Genomic DNA, 23,942 nt, shown 5'->3' on the forward strand with positions numbered 1-23,942 from the left:
GGTGGGAGGATCGACCGCGACGGAGGGGGCGGGGACGGTGGCGAACGGGGTGCCGGGCCGGATCGTGGTGGGGCTGTGGCGGTGCGCGGTGCTGACCGCGCTGACCTGCCTGCCGGTGCTGGTGGCCGGGCCGGTGGCGTGGGCGGGCGGCTCGCTGGCGTACTCCTGGTCGGCGGGGATGACGGCGGCGCTGCCGCTGCGGGCGCTGGCGGTGGGCGGGGAGACGCTGCTGGTGCTGCTGTGGACGGGGGTGGCGCTGTGGACGGTGCACCCGTTCACCAGCCGCCCGCTGGCCGGGGCGGCCCGCCGCTGCGCGGCCCGCTGGCTGGGCCTGGAACTGGCGGTGGCGTACCGCAGGACCAGGCCGGTGGTCCGGATGGCGACCGGTTTCTGGTGGGACGGGCACGAGTACCACCGCTCCGAGCGGGAGGCCCGCCGCCGGGCCGCGGTGCACGCCCGGTACCACGACCCGCAACTGCACTGGGACGGGGTGTGGCTGCTGGGCGCGGCCGTCACGGTGCTGCCCGCCGCCGCGCTGCCGCTGCTCGCGCTGCTGCTCGGCGCGCTGCTGACGGCCGCTCACCCCGGGTACGGGCTGCTGCTGGTGGCGGCGGGGGCGGCGGCCGCGCCGTTCGGCTGGCGGGCGCTCGGCCCGGTCGGGCGCCGCCTGCTGGGACCGGTGGCGTCCACCCGGCTGGGCTGGCGGGTGGCCGAACTGGAGGCGATCCGGGCCGACCTGACGCAGACCCAGGCCGCCGAGCTGGAGCGGATCGAGCGCGGCCTGCACGACGGCGCGCAGGCCCGGCTGGTCGCGCTGGGCATGTCGATGGGCGCCGCCGAGCACCTGGTGGACCGCGACCCGGCGGCCGCCAAGCGGCTGCTCGCCGAGGCCCGGTCCGCCTCCGCGGGCGCGCTGGACGAACTGCGCGCGCTGGTGCGCGGCATCAACCCGCCGGTGCTGGTCGAGCGCGGCCTGGTCGACGCCGTCCGGGCGCTGGCCCTGGACGCCGCGGTGGAGGCCGAGGTGGTCAGCCGGGTGCCGGCCCGGCCGGAGCGGCCGGTCGAGGCGGCGCTCTACTTCGCCGTCGCCGAGCTGCTGACCAACGCCGCCAAGCACGCCCGCGCCACCCGCGTCCTGGTCGAACTCCACTACGAGGGGCGGACGCTGACTGCTACCGTCAGCGACGACGGGGTCGGCGGGGCGGCCGCCGCGCCCGGCTCGGGGCTGAGCGGCCTGGAGCGCCGGGCGGCGGCCTTCGGCGGCCGGCTCGACGTCGACAGCCCCGTCGGGGGACCCACTCGGATCACTGTGGCGGTGCCGTGCGAGTTGTCGTAGCCGAGGACCTGTTCCTGCTCCGGGACGGGATGGTGCGCCTGGTCGAGGCGTTCGGCCACACCGTGGTCGCGGCCGTCGACAACGGCCCGGCCGCGCTGGCGGCGCTGCTGGAGCACCGGCCGGACGTCGCGGTGGTCGACGTCCGGCTGCCGCCGGCCTTCTCCGACGAGGGCCTGCAGGCCGCGCTGGCCGCCCGCCGGGCGGTGCCGGGGCTGCCGGTGCTGATCCTCTCCCAGCACGTCGAGCAGCTGTACGCCCGCGAGCTGCTCGCCGACGGGCACGGCGGCATCGGCTACCAGCTCAAGGACCGGGTGCTGGACGCCGGGCAGTTCATGGACGCCGTCCAGCGGGTCGCCGACGGCGGCACCGCGCTGGACCCGACCGTGGTCGCCAAGCTGCTGGGCCGCCCGCTGCGCGCCGATCCGCTGGCCGCCCTCACCGAGCGGGAGCGCTCGGTGCTGGCGCTGATGGCCGAGGGCCTGTCCAACGCGGCGATCGGCGCCCGGCTGTTCCTCTCCGAGGGCTCGGTCGGCAAGTACACCACCGCGATCTTCGGCAAGCTCGGACTGGTCGGCGACGAGGACACCAACCGCCGGGTCCGGGCCGTCCTCGCCTACCTGGACGCCGGCCGCGCCGCGTAGCGGCGGTCGGGCGCCGCCGGACCGGCCTCCGGGCCCGGGCGGGTCACTTCGGGACGGCGGCGGGCCAGTCGGCCTTGACCACGGCGAGGGCGGTGACCAGCTCCTGCTGGGTGGGGAAGGACGTGGTGCCCTCGACCGTCGGGAGCCGGTCGGCGAGGGCGCGGTCCAGGGTGCCCTCGTGGGCCATGGCGTCCATCAGGACGGGGCGCGCGTAGTCCACGAGCCGCAGGTTCTGGCCCTCGTCGGAGATCAGGTACTCCTCCCACAGGCGGGCCGCGGCCGGGTGCGGGGCGTCCTTGTTGATGGCCTGCGCGTAGTACTGGGCGAAGCTGCCGTCGAAGGGGATGGACACCTTCCAGTCCACGCCCGCGGCCCGGAGCCCGTCGACGTGCTGGAGGTTGAGGAAGTCCCACTCCACGCTGATCGGGGTCTGGCCGGCGGCGATCGCGCCCACGCTGGAGTTGGCGTGGTTGAAGTTGCCGATCCGGTTGAGCTCGGCGAAGAAGTCGATGCCCGGCCGGATGTCGCCGAACGAGCCGCCGTTGGCGAGGGCGACCGCGTACACGGCGGCGAAGGCCGACCCGGCGCTGGTGGGCTCGCCGGTGAGCGCGACCATGCCCTTGTACTGCGGGTCGAGCAGTTCGGCGAAGGACTCCGGGCAGTTCTTCACCCGCTTCGCGTCGCAGCCGATGGCGACGAAGCCGCCGTAGCTGTTGTACCAGCGGGCCTTGTGGTCCTTCTGGAAGCCCGGGATCCGGTCGTAGCTCGCGGTGCGGTACGGGGCCAGCAGCCCCTGGTCCGCGGCGGACTGGGCGAAGGAGTCGCCGAGGTCGAGGACGTCGGGCGCGCGGTCCTGGCCGCGGTAGCGCTTCATGTCGTCGATCTCCTGCTGGCTGGAGCCCTCGGGGTTGTCGTTGACGACCTTGATCCCGTACTTCTTCGAGAAGCCGTCCATCAGTCCGCCGTAGTTCGCCCAGTGCGGCAGCAGGGTGGTCGTGTTGAGCTGGCCCTCGGCCTTCGCCTGCCGGATCAGTTCGTCCATCCCGCCCACCGCCAGGGCCGAACCGGCCCGCGCCGCGGGGACGGGGCCGACGTCCCGCTGCCCGCAGGCGCCCAGTCCGGCGGCGGCGACGACCAGGCAGGCGGCGAACAGGGCGGCCCGGCTGCGGCGGACAACGGCCATGGTGCCTCCACGGTGCGCAAGCGGGCGGTCGGCCGCCGGGCGGGCCCGGGTCGTCACGTTCCGTGCCGGAATCCCGTCCGCGGTGACGCTGAGTTCATCCTACTCGTCGGCGTCCCACCCGTCGTCGTCCCACTCGCCGAGCAGCGCCTCCCCCAGCGCCTCCTCGCCCGGGGCTCCGCTGCCGTCGAGCGCCTGCGAGGACCAGATGGTCTTGCCCCGGGCCGAGTAGCGGGTCCCCCAGTGCCGGGCGTACCGGGCGACCAGGAAGAGGCCGCGGCCGCCCTCGTCGGTGTCCTTGGCCCGGCGGATGTGCGGGGCGGTGCTGCTCCCGTCGGAGACCTCGCAGATCAGGGTGCGGGTGTGCAGCAGCCGGACCCGGATCGGCTCCTTGCCGTAGCGGACGGCGTTGGTGATCAGCTCGCTGAGGATGAGCTCGCTGCCGAAGGAGACCTCGTCCAGGCCCCACTCCGCGAGCTTGCGGGCGCAGGCGTTGCGGACCGGGCCCACCGCCGCGGGGTCGCTCGGCACCTCCCACTCGGCCACCCGCTCCTGGTCCAGCAGCCGGGTCCGGGCGACCAGGAGGGCGATGTCGTCCTCCTGCCGGCCCGGTGGCAGGCCGTCCAGCACGGCGGCGCAGACCTCCTCCGGCGACCGGTCCGGCCCGCTGACGGCGCGGCCCAGGGACTCCAGCGCGGTGTCCAGGTCGCGGGTGCGGCTGCCCAGCAGCCCGTCGGTGTAGAGCACCAGCCGGGAGCCCTCGGGCACCGTCACGGAGGCGGTCTCCACGGGCAGGCCGGCGCCCAGGCCCAGGGGCGGGGAGACCGGCGGGCGCAGGAAGACGACCTTCCCGTCGGGGTGCACCACGGCCGGCGGGGGGTGGCCCGCGGTCGCCGCGGTGACCTGCCCGGAGACGGCGTCGTAGATCACGTACAGGCAGGTGGCGCCGGTGATCGCGGGGACGTCGTCGGCGCCGCCGGGCGCGGAACCGGGACCGTCCGGAGCATCGCCGTCCGGGGCCTCGGGACCGTCCGGGGCGTCGGGGCGGTCCGGGGGGTCGCCGTCCGGGTGGTCCCCCTCGTCCTGGACGTCGATCCGGGCGACCAACTCGTCGAGGTGGCCGAGGAGTTCGTCCGGCGGCAGGTCGAGGGCGGAGAAGTTGTGGACGGCGACGCGCAGGCGGCCCATGGTGGCCGCGGCGTGCAGGCCGTGGCCGACCACGTCGCCGACCACCAGGGCGACCCGGGCGCCGGGCAGCGGGATGACGTCGAACCAGTCGCCGCCCGCGCCGGCCGGCGCGGGCAGGTAGCGGTGGGCCACCTCCAGCTCGTCCTGCTCCGGCAGGGCCCGGGGCATCAGGCTGCGCTGCAGGGTCACCGCCATGGTGTGCTCGCGGGTGTAGCGCCGGGCGTTGTCGATGCACGCGGCGGCCCGGCCGGCGACCTCCTCGGCGAAGGAGAGGTCCTCCCGGTCGAAGGGCGGGGAGCCGCCGGCCCGCCAGAAGTTCACCAGGCCCAGGACCGTTCCGCGGGCCTGCAGGGGCACCACCACCAGGGAGTGCAGGCCGGAGTCGAGGATCCGCCCGGCGCGCTCGGGGTCCTGGGCGCGCCAGCCGTCGGAGGCGGCGAGGTCCGGCTCCAGCACGGACCGCCCGCTGCCGATGCCGGCCGCCATCGGCGTGCTGTCCACGAAGTGGATCAGACGGCCGACTGGGTACAGCGGGTGGTCCTCGGTGAGGCCGGCGACGGCCGTGCGGCGCAGTCCGGAGGCGTTCCCGTCCACCTCCTCCCCGTGCAGCACCGGGTCGCGCAGCTCGACGGTGACGACGTCGGCGAACCCCGGGACGGCGACCTGCGCCAGTTCCTCGGCGGTGCGGGTGACGTCCAGCGTCGAACCGATCCGCATCCCGGCGTCGTAGAGCAGCCGCAGCCGCTCCCTGGCCACCTCGACCCGCCCGGTCAGGGCCTGCAGCTCGGTGGTGTCGCGCAGGGTGACCACGTTGGCGCGGTGCACGCCGAAGGGCGTGGTGGACCGCTTGTTCAGGGCCAGCAGCCGGTCCCCGGCCTGGTGCACCTCGTCGTTGGCGATCCGGTCCGAGTCCAGCAGTTCGGCGGTGCGGGGGTCGAGGCCCAGGTCGCGGACGCGGCGCCCCTCCGCCTCCGCCCGCAGGCCGAGCAGGCGCCGGGCCTCGTCGTTGGCCAGCAGCAGGCGGCCGTCGCCCCCGATGATCAGCACGCCCTCGCGGACCGCGTGCAGGACGGCGTCGTGGTGCTCGTACATGCGGGTCATCCCGTCCGGTCCCAGGCCGTGGGTCTGGCGGCGCAGGCGGCGGCTGATCAGGGCCGTGCAGCCCGCGGCCAGCGCGACCGCGACGCCGGCGACGGCCAGGAACACGGGCAGCTGCCGGTCGACCGCGTGCTGCACCGACTCGACCGTGACCGGGGCCGACACGATGCCGACCACCTTGCCCGCGGCGTCCTCGACCGGCACGGCCGAGATCACCGAGGGGCCCAGCGCTCCCCGGAAGGTCCGGGTGAAGGCGTGGCCCTCGGCGGCCTGGGCGTACGGGCCGATGACGTGCTTGCCGATCTGCGACGGGTCGCTGTGGGTGAGGGTGATGCCGTCGAGCCTGTACACGATGAGGGCGTCGACGCCGGCCGCCTTCCTGGCCTCCTCGGCCAGCGGCTGCAGCGTCGCGGTCGGGTCGGGGCCCTCCAGGGCCTGCGGCAGCCCCGGGGCGTGCGCGAACGCCTGGGCGGCGGCGATCGAGCGGTGCCGGGCGTCGGCGGTGGTCTCCCGGCCGGTCTGCAGCACGACGGCCGCCAGCGCTCCGACGATCAGCAGCAGCACCAGCAGCAGCTGCAGGAGGAACATCTCCCGGGCGAAGCTGCGCGAGGCCCTCCGGCCCGGCGGGCGGGACGGCCGGTCCTGCGACGTGACCGACTTCGGCCTCATACACCCCATTAATCCCGCTCGGTGAGCATCTGGCAAGAAAATTCACCGAGGGTGACCGGGCACCCGGGCAGCGGGGAGGAGGGGCCGGGAGGAGAGCTCGTGGACGGCGCAGCCCGCCGCCTCGAAGCGGAGCGCGGTGGCGCGGGCCTGCTCGTCGTCGGGCGAGAAGACGAACGGGCCGGGGATCACCACGGCCGAGACGCGTCCGGCCGCGGCGGCGGCCAGCAGGGCGTCCAGGGCGGTCAGCGGGTCGTGCGGGTCGCGGCCGTTGTCCATGAACACGGTGGCCTCGCCCAGCCCGGCGTCCAGGGCGTAGCGGCTGAGCACGCCCCAGAAGTCCAGCAGGAGGCCGGCGTCGTGCGGGTGGCAGCGCAGGTAGATGGCGGTGGGGCGGCTGGCGGTCGGGCGGGTCCTGGCGTTCATGGCTGCTCGCCTCCGGGAGGTCCGGGCGGGGGCCGCGGGTCGGGCGTGCGGCCCGGGTGGGGCGTCGGCGGCGGGCCGGGGAGGCGGCCGCCTCGGGCTCCGACGGCCGGGCGGGAGGGCCTCACCCGGCGGGACCGGCAGCGGGTGTCCGGAGCCGCCGGGCCTGGCGCGTCCGGACGCGGTGCCACGTATCCGACTCCTGCGGGAGCATCCGCGTCAAGGGGGAGAAAAGGGGCGATACCGGCTTGTGACGTCCGGTACCGGAGGCACCGTCGCTGCTCGGCGGTGCCGTCGGGTGGCGGCGGTCAGGAACCGCCCGGCCGGACCAGGCCGGTCTCGTAGGCGATGACCACGAGTTGGGCCCGGTCGCGGGCGCCGAGCTTGGTCATGGCGCGGTTGACGTGGGTCTTGGCGGTGAGCGGGGTGACGAACAGCCGCTCGGCGATGTCGTCGTTGGACAGGCCGGCCGCGACCAGCGCGACCACCTCCTGCTCGCGGGCGGTGAGCACGTCCAGCCGGGGCAGCGCGGCGCGCCGGCCCGGGTCGGGCTGGGCGAGGAAGCGGCCGATCAGGGCCTTGGTGGCGGCCGGGGAGAGCAGCGCGTCGCCGGCCGCCACGAGCCGGATGGCGTCCAGCAGTTCGGCCGGGTCGATGCCCTTGCCGAGGAAGCCGCTGGCCCCGGCGCGCAGCGCCTCGGCGACGTACTCGTCGTTCTCGAAGGTGGTCAGGACCAGGACCTTGACGCCGGCCAGGTCCTCGTCGGCGGTGATCAGCGCGGTCGCGGCGAGGCCGTCCAGGTCGGGCATCCGGATGTCCATCAGGACCAGGTCGGCGCGCAGGCTGCGGGCCAGCGCGACGGCCTCCCGGCCGGTGCCGGCCTCGCCGACCACCTCCAGGTCGGGGGCGGAGTCGATCAGCAGCCGGAAGGTGCCGCGCAGCAGCGCCTGGTCGTCGGCGAGCAGGACGCGGACGGTCATCGGTGGGTCCTCTCTCCAGCGGACGGTGGTGGACGGTGACGGGCGGCGGCCGGTCACGCCCCGCAGCTCTTGCGGCCGCCGCCCGTGGGCAGCGGCAGGGCGGCGTGGACGCGGAAGCCGTGGCGGGGGCGGGGGCCCGCGGTGAGGGTGCCGCCGGCGGCGCGGGCGCGCTCGTGCATGCCGATCATGCCGTGCCCGGTGCCGTCGCCCGTCCCTCCCCCGTCCTGCGCGCCGCGGCCGTCGTCCTCGACGGTGACCTGCAGCAGGCCGGGGGCGAAGTCGAGGCGGACCTTGGCGGTGGCGGGACCGGCGTGCTTGTGGGTGTTGGTGAGGGCCTCCTGGATGATCCGGTAGGCCGTCAGGTCGGTGATCGGCGGAAGCCCGTCGGGCTCTCCGGCGCGTTCCACGGCGACGTCCAGGCCGGAGTGCCGGAAGGCGTCGAGCAGGTCGTCGAGCCCGGCCAGGCCGGGGGCGGGTTCGCGCGGCGCGGCCTGGTCGCCGCTGTGGCGCAACAGGCCGACGGTGGCGCGCAGTTCGTCGAGGGCGGCGCGGCTGGTGTCGCGGATGCGTTCCAGGGCCTGGTAGGCGTGCTCGGGGTCGGTGCGCATCAGGTGGTGGGCGACGCCCGCCTGGGCGTTGACCAGGGTGATGTGGTGGGCGACGACGTCGTGCAGTTCGCGGGCGATCCGCATCCGCTCCTCGGTGACCCGGCGGCGGGCCTCCTCCTCGCGGGTGCGTTCGGCGCGTTCGGCCCGTTCGACGGCGGAGGCGAGCAGTTCGCGGCGGCTGCGGACGGCGTCGCCGATCGCCACGGACAGGCAGGGCCAGGCGATCAGGCCGAGGTTCTGCGGGAGCTCCTCCAGGCCGGGGCGGACGATCAGCGCGGTGAGGGTGAGCGCGGCGGCGGCGCAGCAGCCGGTGCGCCAGGCGGTGCGCCGGTCGGTGCGGGTGGCGACGGCGTACAGGGCGACGCCGACGGCGAACATGGAGATCCCTAGCGTCTCCGGGCGCGGCCCGGGCGTGAACGGGATCAGCACCAGTTCGGCCACGCCGACCACGACGGTGGCCGCGGCCACCGGCACCGGCCACCGGCTGCGCACCAGCAGCGGCAGGCAGGAGCCGAGCAGGAACAGCAGGTACGCGGTGACCGAGGCGCCGCGGTGGTAGGCGGTGGCGGCCGTGACGGGCGCGGCGATCAGGAAGCAGGCCAGCGCCACCGCCACGTCGACGCGCCGCGGACGTCCGCCGCACCACCGCCTGAGCATCTCCGTCATTCGCACTCCTTCACCGTACGCAGTTCCGTGGCGCGCAGCGGGGCCCGGCCGGGGTCGGTGACCGGCCGGGCCCCGCTGCGGGGAGGGGCGGGGGAGGGTCAGCGGCGGGCGTCCGCGAGTTCGGGTTCCCGGACGGGGGCCGGGTCGGGCTCGCCCTCGACCGAGACGTGCGGCAGCAGGCGGTCCAGCCAGCCGGGCAGCCACCAGTTCGCGGCCCCGAAGCGGTGCATCAGCGCGGGGACGAGCACCATCCGCAGCACCAGCACGTCGAGCAGGACGGCCAGGGCCAGGCCGAGCCCGAACTCGGCGATCATGCGCTGGCCGCCGAACAGGAAGGCGGCGAACACGCAGGCCATGATGACGGCGGCGGCGGTGATGACCTGGCCGGTCTCGCCGTGGCCGACCCGGACGGCGCGGTGGTTGTCGCGGGTGTGGGTCCACTCCTCGTGCATCCGGCTGATCAGGAAGACCTGGTAGTCCATCGAGAGACCGAACAGGATGGCGATGATCATCACGGGGGCGAACGCCTCGACCGGCCCGGCCGCGCCCGCGCCGAGCGCCTCGGAGCCCCAGCCCCACTGGAAGACCGCGACGATCGCGCCGAACGCCACGCCCATGGTCAGCAGGTTCATCACCACGCCGATCAGCGGCACCAGCAGGCTGCGGAAGGCCACCATCATCAGCAGGCAGCCCAGGCCGACGATGATCGCGATGAACACCGGCAGCTTGCCGATCAGCACGTCCGCGAAGTCCGCGGCGGTCGCGGTGGCGCCGCCGACGTGCACCCGCAGGCCGGTGCCGGCCTCGGCGTCCGGGACGGTGTGCTCGCGCAGCTCGGTGATCAGGTCGGAGGTCTTCGCGGACTGCGGGGAGGTGGTGGGCACCACCTGGACGATGCCGACCCGCTGCCCGTCCTGCATCGGCGCGGCGGCGACCCGGGCGACGCCGTCCAGGCCCTTCAGCTCGGTGACCAGGGCGGTGAGCGCGGCCTTGTCGGCCGGCCCGGGGGCCTCGGCGACCAGCAGCAGCGGGCCGTTGGAGCCGGGGCCGAAGCCCTTCGCCATCAGGTCGTACGCCTGCCGGGAGGTGGTGGTCTTCGGGTTGTTGCCCGCGTCCGAGCTGCCCAGGCGCAGCGACAGCACCGGCAGCGACACGGCGAGCATCAGCACCAGCGCGACCAGCGCCTTGCCGGTGGGCCGGGCCTGCACCCTGGCGGCCCAGCGCGGCCAGAACCCGGTGGTGTGCTCCTCGCCGGGGCCCTGCGCGGCCAGCCGGCGGCGCTGGGCGCGGGAGAGCACCCGCAGGCCCAGCATGCCGAGCAGCGCGGGCAGCAGGGTGATCGCGGCCAGCACGGTCAGCGCGACGGTGAGCGCGGCGGAGATCGCCATGCCGTTCAGGAAGCCCATGCCCAGGATCAGCATGCCGAGCAGCGCGATCACCACGGTCAGACCGGCGAACAGCACGGCCCGGCCGGAGGTGTTCAGCGCCTTCGCGGACGCCTCCTGGACGCTCAGGCCCGCCATCAGGCCCTTGCGGTGCCGGTTGACGATGAACAGCGCGTAGTCGATGCCGACGCCGAGGCCCACCAGCACGCCCAGGGTGGGCGCGACCGAGGCGATGCTCATGCCGTGGCTGAGCAGCCCGGTGCCGATCACGCCGGTGCCGACGCCCGCGACGGCGGTCAGGATCGGCAGCGCGGCGGCCCAGGCGGAGCGGAACACCAGGGTCATCACGACCAGCGCGGCGACGATGCCGATGATCTCGCTGAGGCCGCCCATCTCGGTCTCGGTGTTCTGCACGGCCTGCCCGCCCAGTTGGACGTCCAGGCCGTCGGTGCGGGCCTGCTTCGCCAGGTCGATCACGTGCTGGACGTCGGCCTTGGGGACGGCCCGCGCGTCGCCGGTGAAGACCACCTGCGCGTACGCGGTGGTGCCGTCGGCGCTGATCTGCTGGGCGCCGCGCTCGGTGTACGGGCCGGACACCGAGGCGACGGACGGGCTGTGCGCGATGGTGTCCAGCGCGGCGGTCATCCGCTCCTTGACCGCGGGGTCGTTCACCGTACCGGTCGCGGTGTGCCACACCACGGTGTCGGTGTCACCGGCCGCGGCGGGCATCTGCTCCTTCAGCAGTTCCAGCGCCCGGCTGGACTCGGTGGCGGGCATCGCCATGCTGTCGCTGTACTTCGTGCCGACGGCGCCGGAGGCCGCGCCGAGCCCCACCAGCAGGCCGAGCCACAGCAGCACGGTGACGAGCCGGTGCCGATGGCACCAGCGGGCGAGAACGGACATGCGCGCTCCAGGATTCGGCCTTCTCCGGTCTCCTCCACCCTCCGCCGCGAGCCCGCCCGCCGTCGTCCCCCGCCCGCAGACACCCGCCGTACCGCACCCGCGGTACCCGCCCCCGCCCCCTACCGCACCCGCGGACGTCCGGGGACCGGTCCGGGCCGCTCCGCGGTGGCTCCGCCTACCGCGCGGCGGCCGGGGATCCGGGGCGAGCCGGGGATCCGGGGCGGGGACTGATCGGCGTGAGCACGCCGAGGCGGTCCTCGATCTCCTGGGCGGCGGCCAGGCACAGGTCTTCCCGGAACGCGCGCCCGACGACCTGCACGCCGGACGGCAGTCCGTCGCCGGTTCCGGTCGGTACGGCGACCGCGGGTACGCCCACGAAGCTGGTCACCGTGCACAGGCGCATGCCCATGGCGACCCGTTCCCGCCCCGCTTCGTCGCGCGACTCCAGTCCCGGCTCGACGGGCGGCTCGGTGAACACCGGGCCGAGCAGCAGCGGGTACGCGTCGAGGAATTCCGCCCACGAGCGGCGGATGCCGAGCCAGGTCCCCATCAGTTTCGTGAGTTCGGCGGCGTCCGCGGGCGGAGTCTTCTCCATGGCCATCCGGATGAAGCGGTCCCCGCCTTCGCCGAGCAGTTTCCGCACCACCGGCCAGGTCGGCGCGAATTCGGTCACGGTGATCCGGCCGTACGCGTCGAGCGCCTCGTCCAGCCGCGGGACGTCCGCGACCTCCCGTACGTCGTACCCGGCGTCGCGCAACGCGTCCGCCGCCGCCGCGACGGCCCCGCGGACGGTGGGGTGGACGCCGTGGCCTCCGGGGTCGGCGACGACCGCGACCCTGACCGGCCCCGGCAGCGGTTCCCCGTAGAGGGGCACGGGTACGGCCCGCGGGTCGCGCGGGTCGGTCCCGGCGAGCGCCTCGTACGCCAGCCGCAGGTCGGCGACCGTACGGGCCAGGGGCCCGTCGGTGACCAGCATCTGCGAGGCCGGCCCCGGGTCGTCGGGGCCGAGGACGCGGTGGTCGGCGGGGAACCGCCCGGTGGTCGGCTTCAGCCCCGTCACGCCGCAGAACGAGGCCGGGATCCGGACGGACCCGCCGGAATCGTTGCCGAGTCCGAGCGCTGCCATGCCGGTGGCGACGGCCGCTCCGTCACCGCCGCTGCTGCCGCCCGGGGTCCGGCTCCGGTCCCACGGGTTGACGGTGTCGCCGAACAGCTCGCTGCGGGTGTGCATCCCGGCCAGGACCAGGGTGGGCATGTTGCTGTGGCCGATCGGTACGGCTCCCGCCGCGCGGAGCCGGGCCACCGGGAGGGCGTCGGCCGGAGCCACCAGGTCGCGGAAGCGCGGCGTTCCGAACGTGGTCGGCACCCCCTCGACAGCGGTGGTCTCCTTCACCGTGAACGGCACGCCGGCCAGTGGCCCGAGTTCTTCGCCCGCCGCTCGCCGCCGGTCCGCGTGCGCCGCGGCCGCGCGGGCCCGCTCGGCCATCAGCTGCGTGACCGCGTTGACCTGCGGGTTGACCTCGGCGATGCGGTCCAGGTGGCTGTCGACCAGCTCGACCGCCGATATCTCCCCGCCTCGGACCGCCTCCGCCTGAGCGGCGGCCGTCATCGCCCACAGGGCGTCCTGCCTGATCATCGCGTCTCCCATCCCCGTCCCGTCCCCGTGCCGAAGTGCTCGTGGCCGACACCCTAACCCGGAACTGATACGATCGTATCGGAATAAGGAGGCTGCCCGAGCATGCCCAAGCAGGTGGACTACGAAAGCCGGCGCCGCCGGATCGCCGAGGCCGTCTGCCTCCTCGCCGACGAACACGGGCCGCAGGGAGTGAGCATGCGCGACGTCGCCGCCCGCGCACAGGTCTCACTGGGCGCCGTCCAGCGCTGCTTCCGCAACAAGGAGGAGATGCTCCTCTTCGCCGTCGACCACGTCGGCGAACGCATCACCGAACGCGTGAGGACCCGCCTGACCGCGAGCCCGGCCCAGTCGGCCGCCACCGCTCTGGGCCACGCGGCCGACGAGATCGCCCTGCTCCGCGAAGAACACCGCGCCGAAGCACGGATCTGGCTCGCGTTCATCGCCCAGGCCGCCGTCAGCGAGTCACTCGCCGACCCCCTGAGAACCGGCTACACGGCCCTCCAGGACCTCCTTACCCGCCTCATCACCGAGGCCGCCGACAGCGGCTCGGCCGACGAACGCCCCACCCCACCCGACCCCCGGCGCGAGGCCCGCACCCTGCTCGCCCTCGCCGACGGCCTCACCACCCACGTACTCATCGGCCACTTGACCGCAGCGGAAGCCGAGGAAGTCCTGCACACGCACCTGACCGGCCTCTGGGAACGCCTCGGCACCACCACCCGCCCCCGAAAGACCGCCTGACACCCAGGACACCCATCGCCCCGCGCGTACCGCGCCCACTGCACCGAATCACCAGGGCCGGGGGAGCAGCCACGGGCACAGCGCGGAAGAATTCCGCCACACCGCCCGCCGCCACCCGACCACTACCGGCCTCAAGGCCGCCGGGCTCCGGCTCACCGCAGCCGGATTCGCGGACCGGATCCGCTCCGACCCGCAGACGGCCACCGACCACCACGACCACCACGACCACCACGGCGCTTGCGCGCCACTGCACAAGAACACCCTGTCCGGCCAGGGCCCGGCCCGTGCACAGGTCCGCCGCGACGGGGTCGGCGCGCTCCAGCAGCGCCGCGATGCCGCACCTGCGCGCAGGGAACGCACTCCGCCCCTACCGCACCCACTCAGATACCGCCGAACTCCCCACGCCCTGCCGCCGCCGCGAACGCGCTCCACGCGGCGGGCGAAACCGCCAGGTTCAGATCGAGAGAATCCGGCACAAGCTCAAGCACCTGGTCGGCCTCGGCGTCCTCGCGGAGCCCGAACCCGGCTTGTTCGCCCAGCGCCGTCCATAGCTGCCGGCCACCGGCCCGCCGCCGGGCTCGCGGCGGATCGCTAATGGCCCGTCGTGCGGAGCCACCGCAGCGTTGCGACAAGCTCTTCGCCGAAGTCCTCGCAAAGCGTGAGCAACTCGCGTCCCACGGACGAGTCGAGCAGCCCATCGGAATCGGGAAGGGTGCGGAGGGCGCCGTGGCACGCGGACTCGACCGCGAAGTTGCGTGAGGCGAAGTAGCCCTCGCCGCTCGTCCGGTTCGCCAGGCCAGCGAGGTACTGGTGGTGCGCGTCCTCCAAGGGATGGGAGTAGAACGAGCCCTCGATGAGACCGTCCAGGTAGCCCGCCAGACCGGACGACAGCTCGACTACTCGTTGGGCCTCGTCCAAGCCTGGCGTGTCGAGCAGCTCGCCGAAGGCCCACAAGCCCCCGACGATTTCCAGTTGGAAGAGCTGGACCGAGTCCGGGTCGACTTCCGACTCGAAGAGCGGGGCCGTGCACAACTCGGTGAATGCCTGACCGTAGGCGTAGTTCGACTGTTCCCCAGGAGGTTCCGCTGCCAGTCGGAACAGCGACTCCAGCACATGCGGGTCGACGCCCCAGTCCGCATCCATTTCGAACGCCAGTACCGGTGCACGCCACCGCCACAGTGCCAGAGCGGCGGCCTGACGCAGGCGAACGGGCTTCAGGTCAGCCAACCCCTCGTTCAGTGCCACGTCGGTGCGTCACCCTTCTGATCGCCGTGCCCCTGGCCACTGTAGAAGCTGGCGAAGGGACCGCGTGATCTTCCGAGCCGTGGCCGACTCAAGCCCGCAGGCGAAGCTGGACATACCGGCTCAGAACGCCCTCTCAGGTTGCGCAAAACTCCCCGCGCCCGGCTGCCGCCGCGAACGCGCTCCAGGCAGCGGGCGAGACCGCCAGGACGGGACCCTGCGGGTCCTTGCTGTCCCGTACCAGCACGACGCCGTGCGAACCCGTCAGGTTCAGGGCCGGCTGAACGCAGTCTCCGCCGTTGCTGTCGCTGTACGAGCTGGACTTGAACCACGCGATCGACCGGAGCGCATCGGCGTTGGAACGCTGCACAGACATGGGGTTGACCAGTCCTTCCCGACTCGATTGCGAACCGCTCAGATGCCGCCGAACTCCCCGCGCCCGGCTGCCGCCGCGAACGCGCTCCAGGCAGCGGGCGAGACCGCCAGGACGGGACCCTGCGGGTCCTTGCTGTCCCGCACCAGCACGACGCCGTGCGAACCGGCCAGGTTCAGGGCCGGCTGGACGCAGTTCCCGCCGTTGCTGTCGCTGTACGAGCTGGACTTGAACCACGCGATCGACCGGAGCGCATCGGCGTTGGAACGCTGCACAGACATGGAATTGACCAGTCCTTTCATGACTCGGCAGATCAGCGCGGCCGAATCCGGAACGGAGAGCACCTGACCGCGAAACCAATCATAGGCGCGGGAGTAGCGGGCGATCTCGCTTGGATCAGTAGTGAAGTGACCGGAAGTCAGGCTCTCGGAGTAGAGGTGACGCTGGCCGTTCGACATGGTCAGCAGGGTGAACGAGGTACCAGCCGGGGCGCGTTCGCCAAGCTCCATGGGGGCGACTTGGATCACGATGTTGGGCCGTCGCATCAAGGCCAGCAGGTGGTCAAGTTGACGGTGCATCACCTTGGCTCCGCCCACCGTGCGCCGGATCACCGATTCGTCGAGGACGACGGAGAGCCGAGGCCCGTCGTCGGCCAGGAAGCGTGTCTGGCGACTGATTCGAGCGGCAACTCTCGCCTCGATCTGTGCGGGAGCAGGTTTGGTCTGTCCTCGCTCGAAGATCGCCGCCGCATAGCCGGGCTCCTGGCACGCACCCGGAACCAGGCCGACGGCGTACTCCAGCACCTCCTCCGCCTGCGCCTCCCGCTCGGCGAACACCTGGAACCACTCGGGGTGCGCCACCTCCCGGTACCAGCCCACCCGTTCGTAGGCGTTGGTCAACAGCCCTTCCGCACCAACGAGTTGGTCGATGCGGCGGACCATCTCCACGGCCGGCACCCGTTCGCCCGACTCGAAGCGGCTGATGAGCGAGGGGTCGCAGTGCACCTCGCGGGCCAGCCCGGCCTTCTTGAGGCCGGCCTTCTCGCGCAGTTCCCCCAGCAGCCAGCCGAACGCGGCCGGGGTCATGTCCGTCGGGCTTCCGGTTGCTTCCCCCGTGCGACGCGCCAACCCCGCTCCCCAGTTCGATCATGACAGCTCGTCAGTGTCACGCCTCTCCGCCTGTTCACGGTACCGCTTTCTGCCGATGCTGGTGACGCACCGAGGAGAACACAGAGACAGGCGGTAACCGTCATGGGAAACTCCCTGCTCGACCGGCTGGAGCGGCAGGACCGGGCTTTCGCGTACAAGGTGCGCGACGGCCTCCGGGACGCCCTCGGCTCGGCGGGCCTCAGGCTGCCCTCACTGGGGGTGGAGCGGAGCGTCACCGGCGCGCACCTGGTGCAGTTGGGCGGGGTCGCTCCGGAGGTGGCGAGCGAGTTGGCGACCCTGGTGTGGGCGGGCGCGCCCTACGTGCGGGCCGTGCGGGGCGGGGAGTTCGCCGAGATCGCCGGGGCCGTCCGGGCGTACGGGCAGGGGGAGTTGCTGGTCGACACGGGGACCGGGCGGCTGGGCGGGTTCTCCCACGTCGACGGGCGGGGAGCCCTGGTGCTGGTACCGGCGGACGGGGGCGCGCCCTGGTCGGTGGGTCGGGGCGCGGTGCGCCATGCCACCTGCGCGGATCTGGGCGCCGCCTCGTGAACGACGCGTTACGGCAACGGACTTGGGAGATCGCCGAGCAGCTCTCCCGGGCCGGCGGCGGCGGGGAGGCCCGGCTGACCACAACTTTCCGTCCCCATAAGGGTGTTCACCCGCCAGGCTGACCGCAAGGGACCGGGGACGACCGTGCAGGACGTCGCGGACGAGCCGGCGGGCGTGCTGCTCTCCTTCGCCGCGGACGTCCGGCTGCTGCCCCCGGACCGCTTCGAGCCCCTGCTGCGCGACGTCGAGGGCCTCCCGGTGACCGCCGCCCTGGACGGCACCGCCCCCCACCGGCGTGTCCCCGGCCGCCTCCACCGGCGTGTCCCCGGCCGCTGCCGCGCCCTGATACCGCCCGGGCGGGGCGGGCGGTCCGTCAGTTGTGTGGCCGATCATCGTACTCCGTTCGGCGAACGTTCAGGAAGCAGTCCCTGACCGCGTGGGGTCAAGTCCCTAAGGTCTCCTTCGGTTACGGAGGAAGGGACTCATGGACACACTCCTCGCGGTCCGGGCCCGGGGCGTCACCAAGCGGTTCGGTGACGTCATCGCGCTGGACGGGGTCGACCTGGAGGTCGCGCAGGGCCGGATCCACGGCCTGGTGGGGCCCAACGGGGCGGGCAAGACGACGCTGCTGGGGCTGCTGCTGGGGCTGGCGGCGGCCGACGGGGGCAGCCTGGAGATCCTGCGCACGCCGGTCGGCCGGGCCCAGGCCGCCCCCGAAGGGGTGGCCGGGTTCGTCGACGGGCCCGGTCTGTACCCGGCCCTGACGGCCCGGCAGAACCTGGCCGCGCTGCGCGGCCGGGACCGGCGGGGCGCGGGCATCGACGAGGTGCTCGACCAGGTCGGGCTGACCGACGTCGCCGACGACCGGGCGGCCGGCTTCTCGCTGGGCATGCGCCAGCGCCTCGGGCTGGCCGCCGCGCTGCTCGCCCGGCCCCGGCTGCTGATCCTGGACGAGCCCTCCAACGGGCTGGACCCGGCGGGCAAGCGGCACGTGCACGGCGTGCTGGAGCGGCTGGCGGACGACGGCACCGCCGTGGTGCTCTCCAGCCACCGGATGGACGACCTGGAGGCGCTCTGCTCCGAGGTCACCGTGCTGGCCACCGGCCGGGTGGTCTTCTCCGGCCCGCTGGGCGAACTGGCCGCCGCGAACCGCGAACTCGACTACCGGCTGCTCACCTCCGACCCGGCCGCGGCCCGCCGGATCGCGGCCGGCACCGACGGCGTCCGGACGCTCGGCGACGGGCCGGCGGCCCGGCTCCGGCCGGACGACGGCCGGCTGGTGCTGCGCGCCCCGCTGGACGCCCTGGACGCGCTGGTGGCGCGGCTGGTCCGGGAGGGCGTCGCGGTGCGCGAACTGGCGCCCGTGGTCTCGCCGTTGGAGGCCGCCTTCCTCGCCCTCACCGACCAGCAGCAGGAGGCGGGCCGATGACCGCGACCACTCCCCCGGCCACCGGAGCCGCGACCACCGCAGACACCGGGGTCGCGCCGCCCGCCGTGCCCGCGCCGCCCGCCGTCCGCCCGGTGCCGGTGGCCCGCGCCTACCGCTTCGAGCTGGTGAAGCTGGTCGCGCAGTGGCGGATCCGGCTGCTGGTGCTGGCCTGCTGGCTGGCGCCGGGGCTGTTCGTGGCCGCGGTGGGGCAGCAGAGCACGCTGCCCACCGACACCCTGTTCGGCCGCTGGATGCACGCCACCGGGTGGGCCGGGCCGCTAGTGGTGCTGGGGTTCGCGGGGAGCTGGGCGCTGCCGCTGCTGACCGCGGTGGTGGCCGGTGACGTGTTCGCCGCCGAGGACCGGCTGGGCACCTGGCGGCACCTGCTGGTGGCGGTCCGCTCGCCGCGGCGGATCTTCGCCGCGAAGGCGCTGGCCAGCCTGACGGTGCTGGTGCTGCTGGTGGCGGGGCTGGCGGTGTCGGGCGCGGTCGGCGGGGTGCTGGCGATCGGCGACCACCCGCTGGTGGGCCTGGACGGGCACCTGCTGGCGCCCGGGGACGCCGCGCTGCGGGTGCTGCTGGCCTGGTTGTGCGCGCTGGCGCCGACGCTGGCGCTGGCCGGGATCGGCCTGCTGGGGTCGGTCGCGCTGGGGCGCTCCCCGATGGGGCTGCTGCTGCCCGCGGTGGTGGCGCTGGCGGTGCAGTTGGCGCAGATGATGCCGCTGCCGGTCGCGGTGCGGATGGCGCTGCCGGGCTACGCGTTCCTGTCCTGGAACGGGCTGTTCACCGGCCCGGTGCAGGCGGGTCCGCTGCTGATCGGGGTGGCGGTGTCGCTGGTGTGGGCGGTGGCGGCCACGGCGCTGGCCCGACTGCTGTTCCTGCGGCGGGACTTCACCGGTCCGGGGCACGACGGGTCGGGCCGGCGGGCGCTGCTGCTGGGGGCGCTGCCGCTGGCCGGGCTGCTGGCGGCCACCGTCGGGGTGCTGGCGCCGCTGACCGGGGGGACGGGCTCGGGCGTCGACCAGGACAAGGTGCAGCGCGCGGTGGCCACCGCGTTCGGGCACCTGTACCGGCTGCAGAGCGCCGAGTTGAACCGTCCGGACGTCACCGAGGAGCAGTTGGCGGTCGGCGCGTCCTGCGACAAGGGCAGCACCCTGGTCGAGCCGGAGGGGCCGGGCAACGACTGGCGCTGCACCGTCACCTGGCACCTGCCGGACGTGGCGGCCACCGGCACCGCGGTCTATCAGCTGGACGTCGCCCCCGACGGGCGGTTCGTCGCCGACGGCGACGGGCCGAAAGAGGTGAACGGCTACTTCCTGGTGCGCACCGCCACCGGCGACGCACCGAACCCGCTCTGGCAGTTCGACGGGAACGTCGAGCTGCTTCCGGCATCATCGAAGGGATAGCAGCATGCAGGTCACACGTCGCCGCGTCGGCGCCGAGCAGCAGCCGGCCGGGCTCCCCGGCCACCGTCCGCTCCGGGGGCGCAGCCGCCGCCGGACCCTGCTGACCGCCACCGCCACCGCGGTGGTGCTGGCGGCCGGCTCCGGGGTCGGCTTCGCCCAGGGCAGCCCGTTCGGCGAGAACCGGGTCGGCCAGGTCTACGAGCGGGGCCGGCTGGTCTCCGACAACCAGTACGTCGACCCGTACGGCGAGCGGCTGGTCATCGACAACGGCAAGATCATGTCGTCCACGGTGAGCCCGGACGGCAGCCACCTGGCGGCCGCGGTCGCCGACGGCGGCGCGGCGCTGGCGATCGTGGACGTGCGGAACTGGAAGGTGCAGCAGCTGGTCGGCAGCGCGGCCACCTCGGTGCCGCGGATCGGCAGCAACAGCGTGGGCCAGGAAGGCCCGACGTACTCGCCGGACGGGAAGCAGCTGTGGCTGGGGCAGCCCGACGGCTACACCCGGTTCGACGTGAACCCGGACGGCAGCGTCGCCAACCCGGTGGTCGTGAAGATCGCCAAGTCCGGTTCGCAGCAGGCCCTGGTGGCCGGGCTGGTGTTCTCCGCGGACGGCTCGACCGCGTACGCGGCGGTCAACGGCCAGAACCGGGTGGTGGCGATCGACACCGCGAGCGCCACCGTCAAGCAGAGCTGGGCGGTGGGCATCGCGCCGCGCGGCATCGCCCAGGCCGGCGGCAAGCTGTACGTCAGCAACGAGGGCGGCCGCCCGGCCAAGCCCGGCGAGAGCACCATCAACTCCTACGGCACCCAGGTCCCGGCCGACCCGGACACCGGCGCCACCACCACCGGCACGGTCAGCGTGATCGACCTGGCGGACCCGTCGGCCGCTCCGGCCAGTGTCGACGTCGGCCTGCACCCGACCGCGGTGTACGCCAAGAACGGCGCGGTGTTCGTCACCAACACCGCGACCAACAGCGTCTCGGTGATCGACACCCGCAACGACAAAGTCGTCCAGACCATCGCCACCCGGCCGTGGTCGGAGGCGTCGATCGGCTACGAGCCCAACGCGGTGACCCTCACCGACGACGGCCACCTGCTGGTGACGCTGGGCCGAGCCAACGCGGTCGCGGTGTACCGGTACGCGGGCCCGCAGGAGCCGGCGAGCTACGTCGGCCTGCTGCCGACCGACTACTTCCCCTCCGGGATCTCCTCCTCCGGCAAGGACGTCCTGGTCGCCAACACCCGCGGCATCGACGCCCGCCGCCCGACCACGGCGGCCGGCCACGCCACCCACGACACCACCTCCAGCGTGGTGCGCTTCACGCTGCCCAGCGACAAGGAGATCCGCAAGCAGACCGCCAAGGTCTTCGCGCAGAACAACTGGACCCGCAACGCCGCCGAGGCCGCCACCGGCAAGAAGGCCAAGGCGGTGCCCGTCCCGGAGAAGATCGGCGACCCGTCGACCATCAAGCACGTCTTCCTGCTGGTCAAGGAGAACCGGACGTACGACCAGGTCTACGGCGACCTGCCGCAGGGCAACGGCGACGCCTCGCTGGCCCAGTTCGGCGCGAACGTGACGCCCAACCAGCACGCGCTGGCCGAGCAGTTCGGGCTGTACGACAACACGTACGACATCGGCACCAACTCCGCCGAGGGCCACAACTGGCTGATGCAGGCCGACAATCCGGAGTACACCGAGTCCTCGGCCGGCGAGTACCTGCGCAGCTACGACACCGAGGACGACTCGCTGGGCCACCAGGCCAGCGGCACCCTGTGGAGCGGCGTCCAGGCGGCCGGGCGCAGCGTGCGGGACTTCGGGGAGTTCCACCAGTTCCTGGCCAAGCCGGCCGGCGCGAGCTGGCAGAACCTGTACTGCGACACGAAGAACATGCAGGCCACCGGCGCCGGTTCGGCCTACCAGCTGGTCTCCTCCTCGCCGATCCCGTCGCTGAACAAGGTGTCGGTGCCGGCCTTCCCGAAGTTCGACACCAGCGTCCCGGACGTCTACCGGGCGCAGATCTGGAAGCAGGACTTCGAGCGGAACGGCCCGGCGAACCTGAACATGCTGTGGCTCTCCAGCGACCACACCGGCGGTCCGGCCAACGCCGCCGCCCAGGTCGCGGACAACGACCTGGCGGTCGGGCAGATCGTCGACGAGATCACCCACAGCCCGTACTGGAAGGACTCGGCGATCTTCGTCGTCGAGGACGACTCGCAGGCCGGCCTGGACCACGTCGACGGCCACCGGGCGCCGATCCAGATCATCAGCCCCTACGCGCAGCACGGGGCGGTGGACAGCCGCTACTACTCGCAGATCAACCTGGTCCGCACCATCGAGCAGATCCTCGGGGTCAAGCCGATGAACCAGAAGGACACCGCGGCCACCCCGATGACCGGGGCGTTCACCCGCACCCCCGACTACACGCCGTTCACCGCGCTGCCCAACCGGACCTCGCTGACCAACGGCCTGGCCACCGCGCCGTCCTGCGGTCTGGACGTCCCGGCCCCGCAGGCCGCGACCGCCGCCGCCGCGCCGACCGGGGCCGTCCCGGCGGCCGCCGCGGAGGTGGCCGCGAAGTGGTCGGAGTGGAAGAAGCAGCAGCGGCTGACCGGCACCGACGCGGCGCCGGACCGGGCCAACCCGGCCCAGATGAACCACCTCACCTGGTACGAGGCCCACGACTGGGCCACCCCGTACCCGGGCGAGCGGACGGTCCTCGCCCCGGCGGACGTCCCGGGCGCCTACCTGCCCTCCGCGGAGCTCGACGGCTGACCCGTCCCCGCCCAGCCCCGTCCCCGCTCCGGTGGAACTGCCCGCCGCACCGTCCCAGGTGCGGCGGGCAGTTCCGTTCGGGCGGGCCTCGCCGTGCAGAGAGTAGGCGGCGGCCGCGCGCCCCGTCAATGAAAAGTACCGATATTCGATCGGAAACTCCTGCCGTCCGGACGCTCCGGCGTTTTCCCAGCCCATCCGGCCCGGGGCGACGGCAAACCTGACGATTCGTCCAACTTCTGCTGCGTGCAGCCTTATTGACTGGGGCGGATTTCCGGCACTAGCTTCTTGGAAGTTCGATCGAGATTTCGAAACTTTCGAAATATCTGACGTCCCTTCCCCACCCCCAGCACCCCCGCACCAAGGAGTTCGCTGTGAAGCTACGCCGTCAGCTCGCGGCCGCCGCCGCCACCGCCGCCGTCCTCATGCTCGTCCCGTCCGCGGTCGCGGCCGCCGGCGGGGAGAAGGGCCGGGCCGACGACTCGCTGCGGGCCCTGGGCGCGCGCCAGGACCTGCGGATCGGCACCGCCGTCGACGACGCCCACCTCGGCAGCGACGCCGCCTACACCAAGATCGTCGCCGACCAGTTCTCCGTCGTCACCGCGGAGAACGCCATGAAGTGGGAGTCCGTGGAGCCCACCCGGGGCACCTACGACTGGGCCGCCGCCGACCGCCTGGTCCGCTTCGCCCAGCAGAACGACCAGAGCGTCCGCGGCCACACCCTGCTGTGGCACAACCAGCTGCCGTCCTGGCTCACCACCGGCGTCGCCGACGGCACCATCGGCACCGCCGAACTCCGCGACATCCTGCGCAAGCACGTCACCGACGAGGTCACCCGCTACCGCGGCAAGATCTGGCAGTGGGACGTCGCCAACGAGGTCTTCGCCAACTCCTGGGACCCCAACCCGCTGCCCAACGGCCTGAACGGCGACGACTTCTGGATCAAGAACCTGGGCGAGGGCGTCATCGCCGACGTCTTCCGCTGGGCCCACCAGGCCGACCCCAAGGCCCTGCTGTTCTACAACGACTACAACATCGCCGGACAGGACGGCACCAACGCCAAGTTCCAGGCCGTCCACGACTTCTTCGCCAAGCTCGTCGCCCAGGGCGTGCCCGTCAACGGCATCGGCGAGCAGGGCCACCTCGACACCCAGTACGGCTTCGACGCCCAGCGCTTCCAGGCCGACCTCCAGTCCTACGGCGACCTCGGCCTGAAGGTCGCCGTCACCGAGGCCGACGTCCGCACCTTCGTCAACAACTCGACCGAGCAGGTCCCGACCAGCCAACTGGCCGCCTTCGCCCAGCCGTTCGAGTTCTCCGAGATGCTCAAGGGCTGCCAGCTGGTCCGCCAGTGCATCTCGTTCACCGCCTGGGGCGTCTACGACGGCGACTCCTGGATCCCCGGCACCTTCGCCGGCACCGGCTACGGCCTGCTCTACGACGTGGCCATGAAGCCGAAGCCCGCCTACTACGCCCTCCAGCAGGACCTCGCCCTCGCCGCGGGCAACGCCCGCCACAACGGCAAGTAACCCCCTTCCCCACCGACCGGCCCGCCGGAGCGCCCACCCCCACGG

19 protein-coding genes are annotated in these 23,942 nt (G+C 73.5%); 9 read left to right on the forward strand and 10 right to left on the reverse strand.

From position 1 onward, the window contains the following. Position 1: 1 nt before the first annotated feature. On the forward strand, positions 2-1,336 hold the full coding sequence (locus IH44_RS0107670; protein ID WP_232794855.1) for a sensor histidine kinase: 1,335 nt from the start codon (positions 2-4) through the stop codon (positions 1,334-1,336). Next, positions 1,321-1,977 (forward strand): response regulator transcription factor, encoded by a 657-nt coding sequence (locus tag IH44_RS0107675; protein ID WP_030458661.1) that lies wholly within the window; start codon positions 1,321-1,323, stop codon positions 1,975-1,977. The genes IH44_RS0107670 and IH44_RS0107675 overlap by 16 nt, the downstream gene beginning before the upstream one ends. 43 nt (positions 1,978-2,020) lie before the next feature. Here IH44_RS0107675 and IH44_RS0107680 read toward each other — a convergent pair whose 3' ends face one another. The 7 genes from IH44_RS0107680 to IH44_RS0107710 form a co-directional block, all read right to left on the reverse strand. Continuing rightward, positions 2,021-3,160 (reverse strand): ABC transporter substrate-binding protein, encoded by a 1,140-nt coding sequence (locus IH44_RS0107680; RefSeq protein ID WP_051816656.1) that lies wholly within the window; start codon positions 3,158-3,160, stop codon positions 2,021-2,023. 99 nt (positions 3,161-3,259) lie between these two features. Continuing rightward, positions 3,260-6,031: a SpoIIE family protein phosphatase/ATP-binding protein gene (locus tag IH44_RS0107685; RefSeq protein WP_030458663.1), complete on the reverse strand. Its 2,772-nt coding sequence runs from the start codon at positions 6,029-6,031 to the stop codon at positions 3,260-3,262. A 123-nt stretch (positions 6,032-6,154) separates the two neighbouring features. Beyond that, complete coding sequence (locus IH44_RS0107690) at positions 6,155-6,535, reverse strand: hypothetical protein (RefSeq protein ID WP_030458664.1); 381 nt, start codon at positions 6,533-6,535, stop codon at positions 6,155-6,157. Between the two features lie 305 nt (positions 6,536-6,840). Beyond that, the gene (locus tag IH44_RS0107695) at positions 6,841-7,512 is read right to left on the reverse strand and encodes a response regulator transcription factor (protein WP_030458665.1); all 672 of its coding nucleotides are present in this window, start codon (positions 7,510-7,512) and stop codon (positions 6,841-6,843) included. Positions 7,513-7,565: 53 nt separating this feature from the next. Further along, on the reverse strand, positions 7,566-8,786 hold the full coding sequence (locus tag IH44_RS0107700) for a sensor histidine kinase (protein WP_035954316.1): 1,221 nt from the start codon (positions 8,784-8,786) through the stop codon (positions 7,566-7,568). Positions 8,787-8,884: 98 nt separating this feature from the next. Beyond that, on the reverse strand, positions 8,885-11,074 hold the full coding sequence (locus IH44_RS0107705; protein ID WP_030458667.1) for an MMPL family transporter: 2,190 nt from the start codon (positions 11,072-11,074) through the stop codon (positions 8,885-8,887). A 175-nt stretch (positions 11,075-11,249) separates the two neighbouring features. Further along, positions 11,250-12,710 carry an amidase gene (locus tag IH44_RS0107710; protein ID WP_198544963.1) on the reverse strand — a complete coding sequence of 487 codons (1,461 nt, stop codon included), beginning with the start codon at positions 12,708-12,710 and terminating at the stop codon, positions 11,250-11,252. A gap of 102 nt (positions 12,711-12,812) precedes the next feature. On the opposite strand from IH44_RS0107710, the gene IH44_RS0107715 reads away from it, so the two are divergent. Beyond that, positions 12,813-13,451, forward strand: coding sequence for a TetR/AcrR family transcriptional regulator (locus IH44_RS0107715; protein WP_030458669.1), 639 nt, complete (start codon positions 12,813-12,815; stop codon positions 13,449-13,451). Between the two features lie 591 nt (positions 13,452-14,042). Here IH44_RS0107715 and IH44_RS0107720 read toward each other — a convergent pair. From IH44_RS0107720 to IH44_RS0107730, 3 genes are all read right to left on the reverse strand, one after another. After that, positions 14,043-14,696, reverse strand: coding sequence for a hypothetical protein (locus tag IH44_RS0107720; RefSeq protein WP_030458670.1), 654 nt, complete (start codon positions 14,694-14,696; stop codon positions 14,043-14,045). A 133-nt stretch (positions 14,697-14,829) separates the two neighbouring features. Then, the gene (locus IH44_RS0107725; RefSeq protein WP_051816657.1) at positions 14,830-15,069 is read right to left on the reverse strand and encodes a DUF397 domain-containing protein; all 240 of its coding nucleotides are present in this window, start codon (positions 15,067-15,069) and stop codon (positions 14,830-14,832) included. Between the two features lie 38 nt (positions 15,070-15,107). Further along, a complete protein-coding gene (locus tag IH44_RS0107730) occupies positions 15,108-16,151 on the reverse strand; it encodes a Scr1 family TA system antitoxin-like transcriptional regulator (RefSeq protein ID WP_051816658.1) in 1,044 nt (347 codons plus the stop codon). A gap of 165 nt (positions 16,152-16,316) precedes the next feature. Here IH44_RS0107730 and IH44_RS0107735 point away from each other — a divergent pair, with 165 nt between their 5' ends. From IH44_RS0107735 to IH44_RS0107760, 6 genes are all read left to right on the forward strand, one after another. Further along, positions 16,317-16,763: a hypothetical protein gene (locus IH44_RS0107735; RefSeq protein WP_030458673.1), complete on the forward strand. Its 447-nt coding sequence runs from the start codon at positions 16,317-16,319 to the stop codon at positions 16,761-16,763. Positions 16,764-16,907: 144 nt separating this feature from the next. After that, entirely contained in the window at positions 16,908-17,195 is a 288-nt protein-coding gene (locus IH44_RS0107740; RefSeq protein WP_157852185.1) for a hypothetical protein, read from the forward strand. Positions 17,196-17,247: 52 nt separating this feature from the next. Beyond that, entirely contained in the window at positions 17,248-18,192 is a 945-nt protein-coding gene (locus tag IH44_RS0107745; RefSeq protein ID WP_030458675.1) for an ABC transporter ATP-binding protein, read from the forward strand. Beyond that, a complete protein-coding gene (locus tag IH44_RS0107750) occupies positions 18,189-19,598 on the forward strand; it encodes an ABC transporter permease (protein ID WP_081966778.1) in 1,410 nt (469 codons plus the stop codon). Before IH44_RS0107745 ends, IH44_RS0107750 begins: the two co-directional genes overlap by 4 nt. Before the next feature lie 4 nt (positions 19,599-19,602). Continuing rightward, complete coding sequence (locus IH44_RS0107755) at positions 19,603-22,371, forward strand: bifunctional YncE family protein/alkaline phosphatase family protein (RefSeq protein ID WP_030458677.1); 2,769 nt, start codon at positions 19,603-19,605, stop codon at positions 22,369-22,371. A gap of 371 nt (positions 22,372-22,742) precedes the next feature. After that, positions 22,743-23,897 (forward strand): endo-1,4-beta-xylanase, encoded by a 1,155-nt coding sequence (locus IH44_RS0107760; protein WP_030458678.1) that lies wholly within the window; start codon positions 22,743-22,745, stop codon positions 23,895-23,897. The last annotated feature ends 45 nt before the right edge of the window (positions 23,898-23,942 follow it).

The organism is Kitasatospora sp. NRRL B-11411, from assembly GCF_000721345.1.
GTDB classification, from domain to species: domain Bacteria; phylum Actinomycetota; class Actinomycetes; order Streptomycetales; family Streptomycetaceae; genus Kitasatospora; species Kitasatospora cineracea.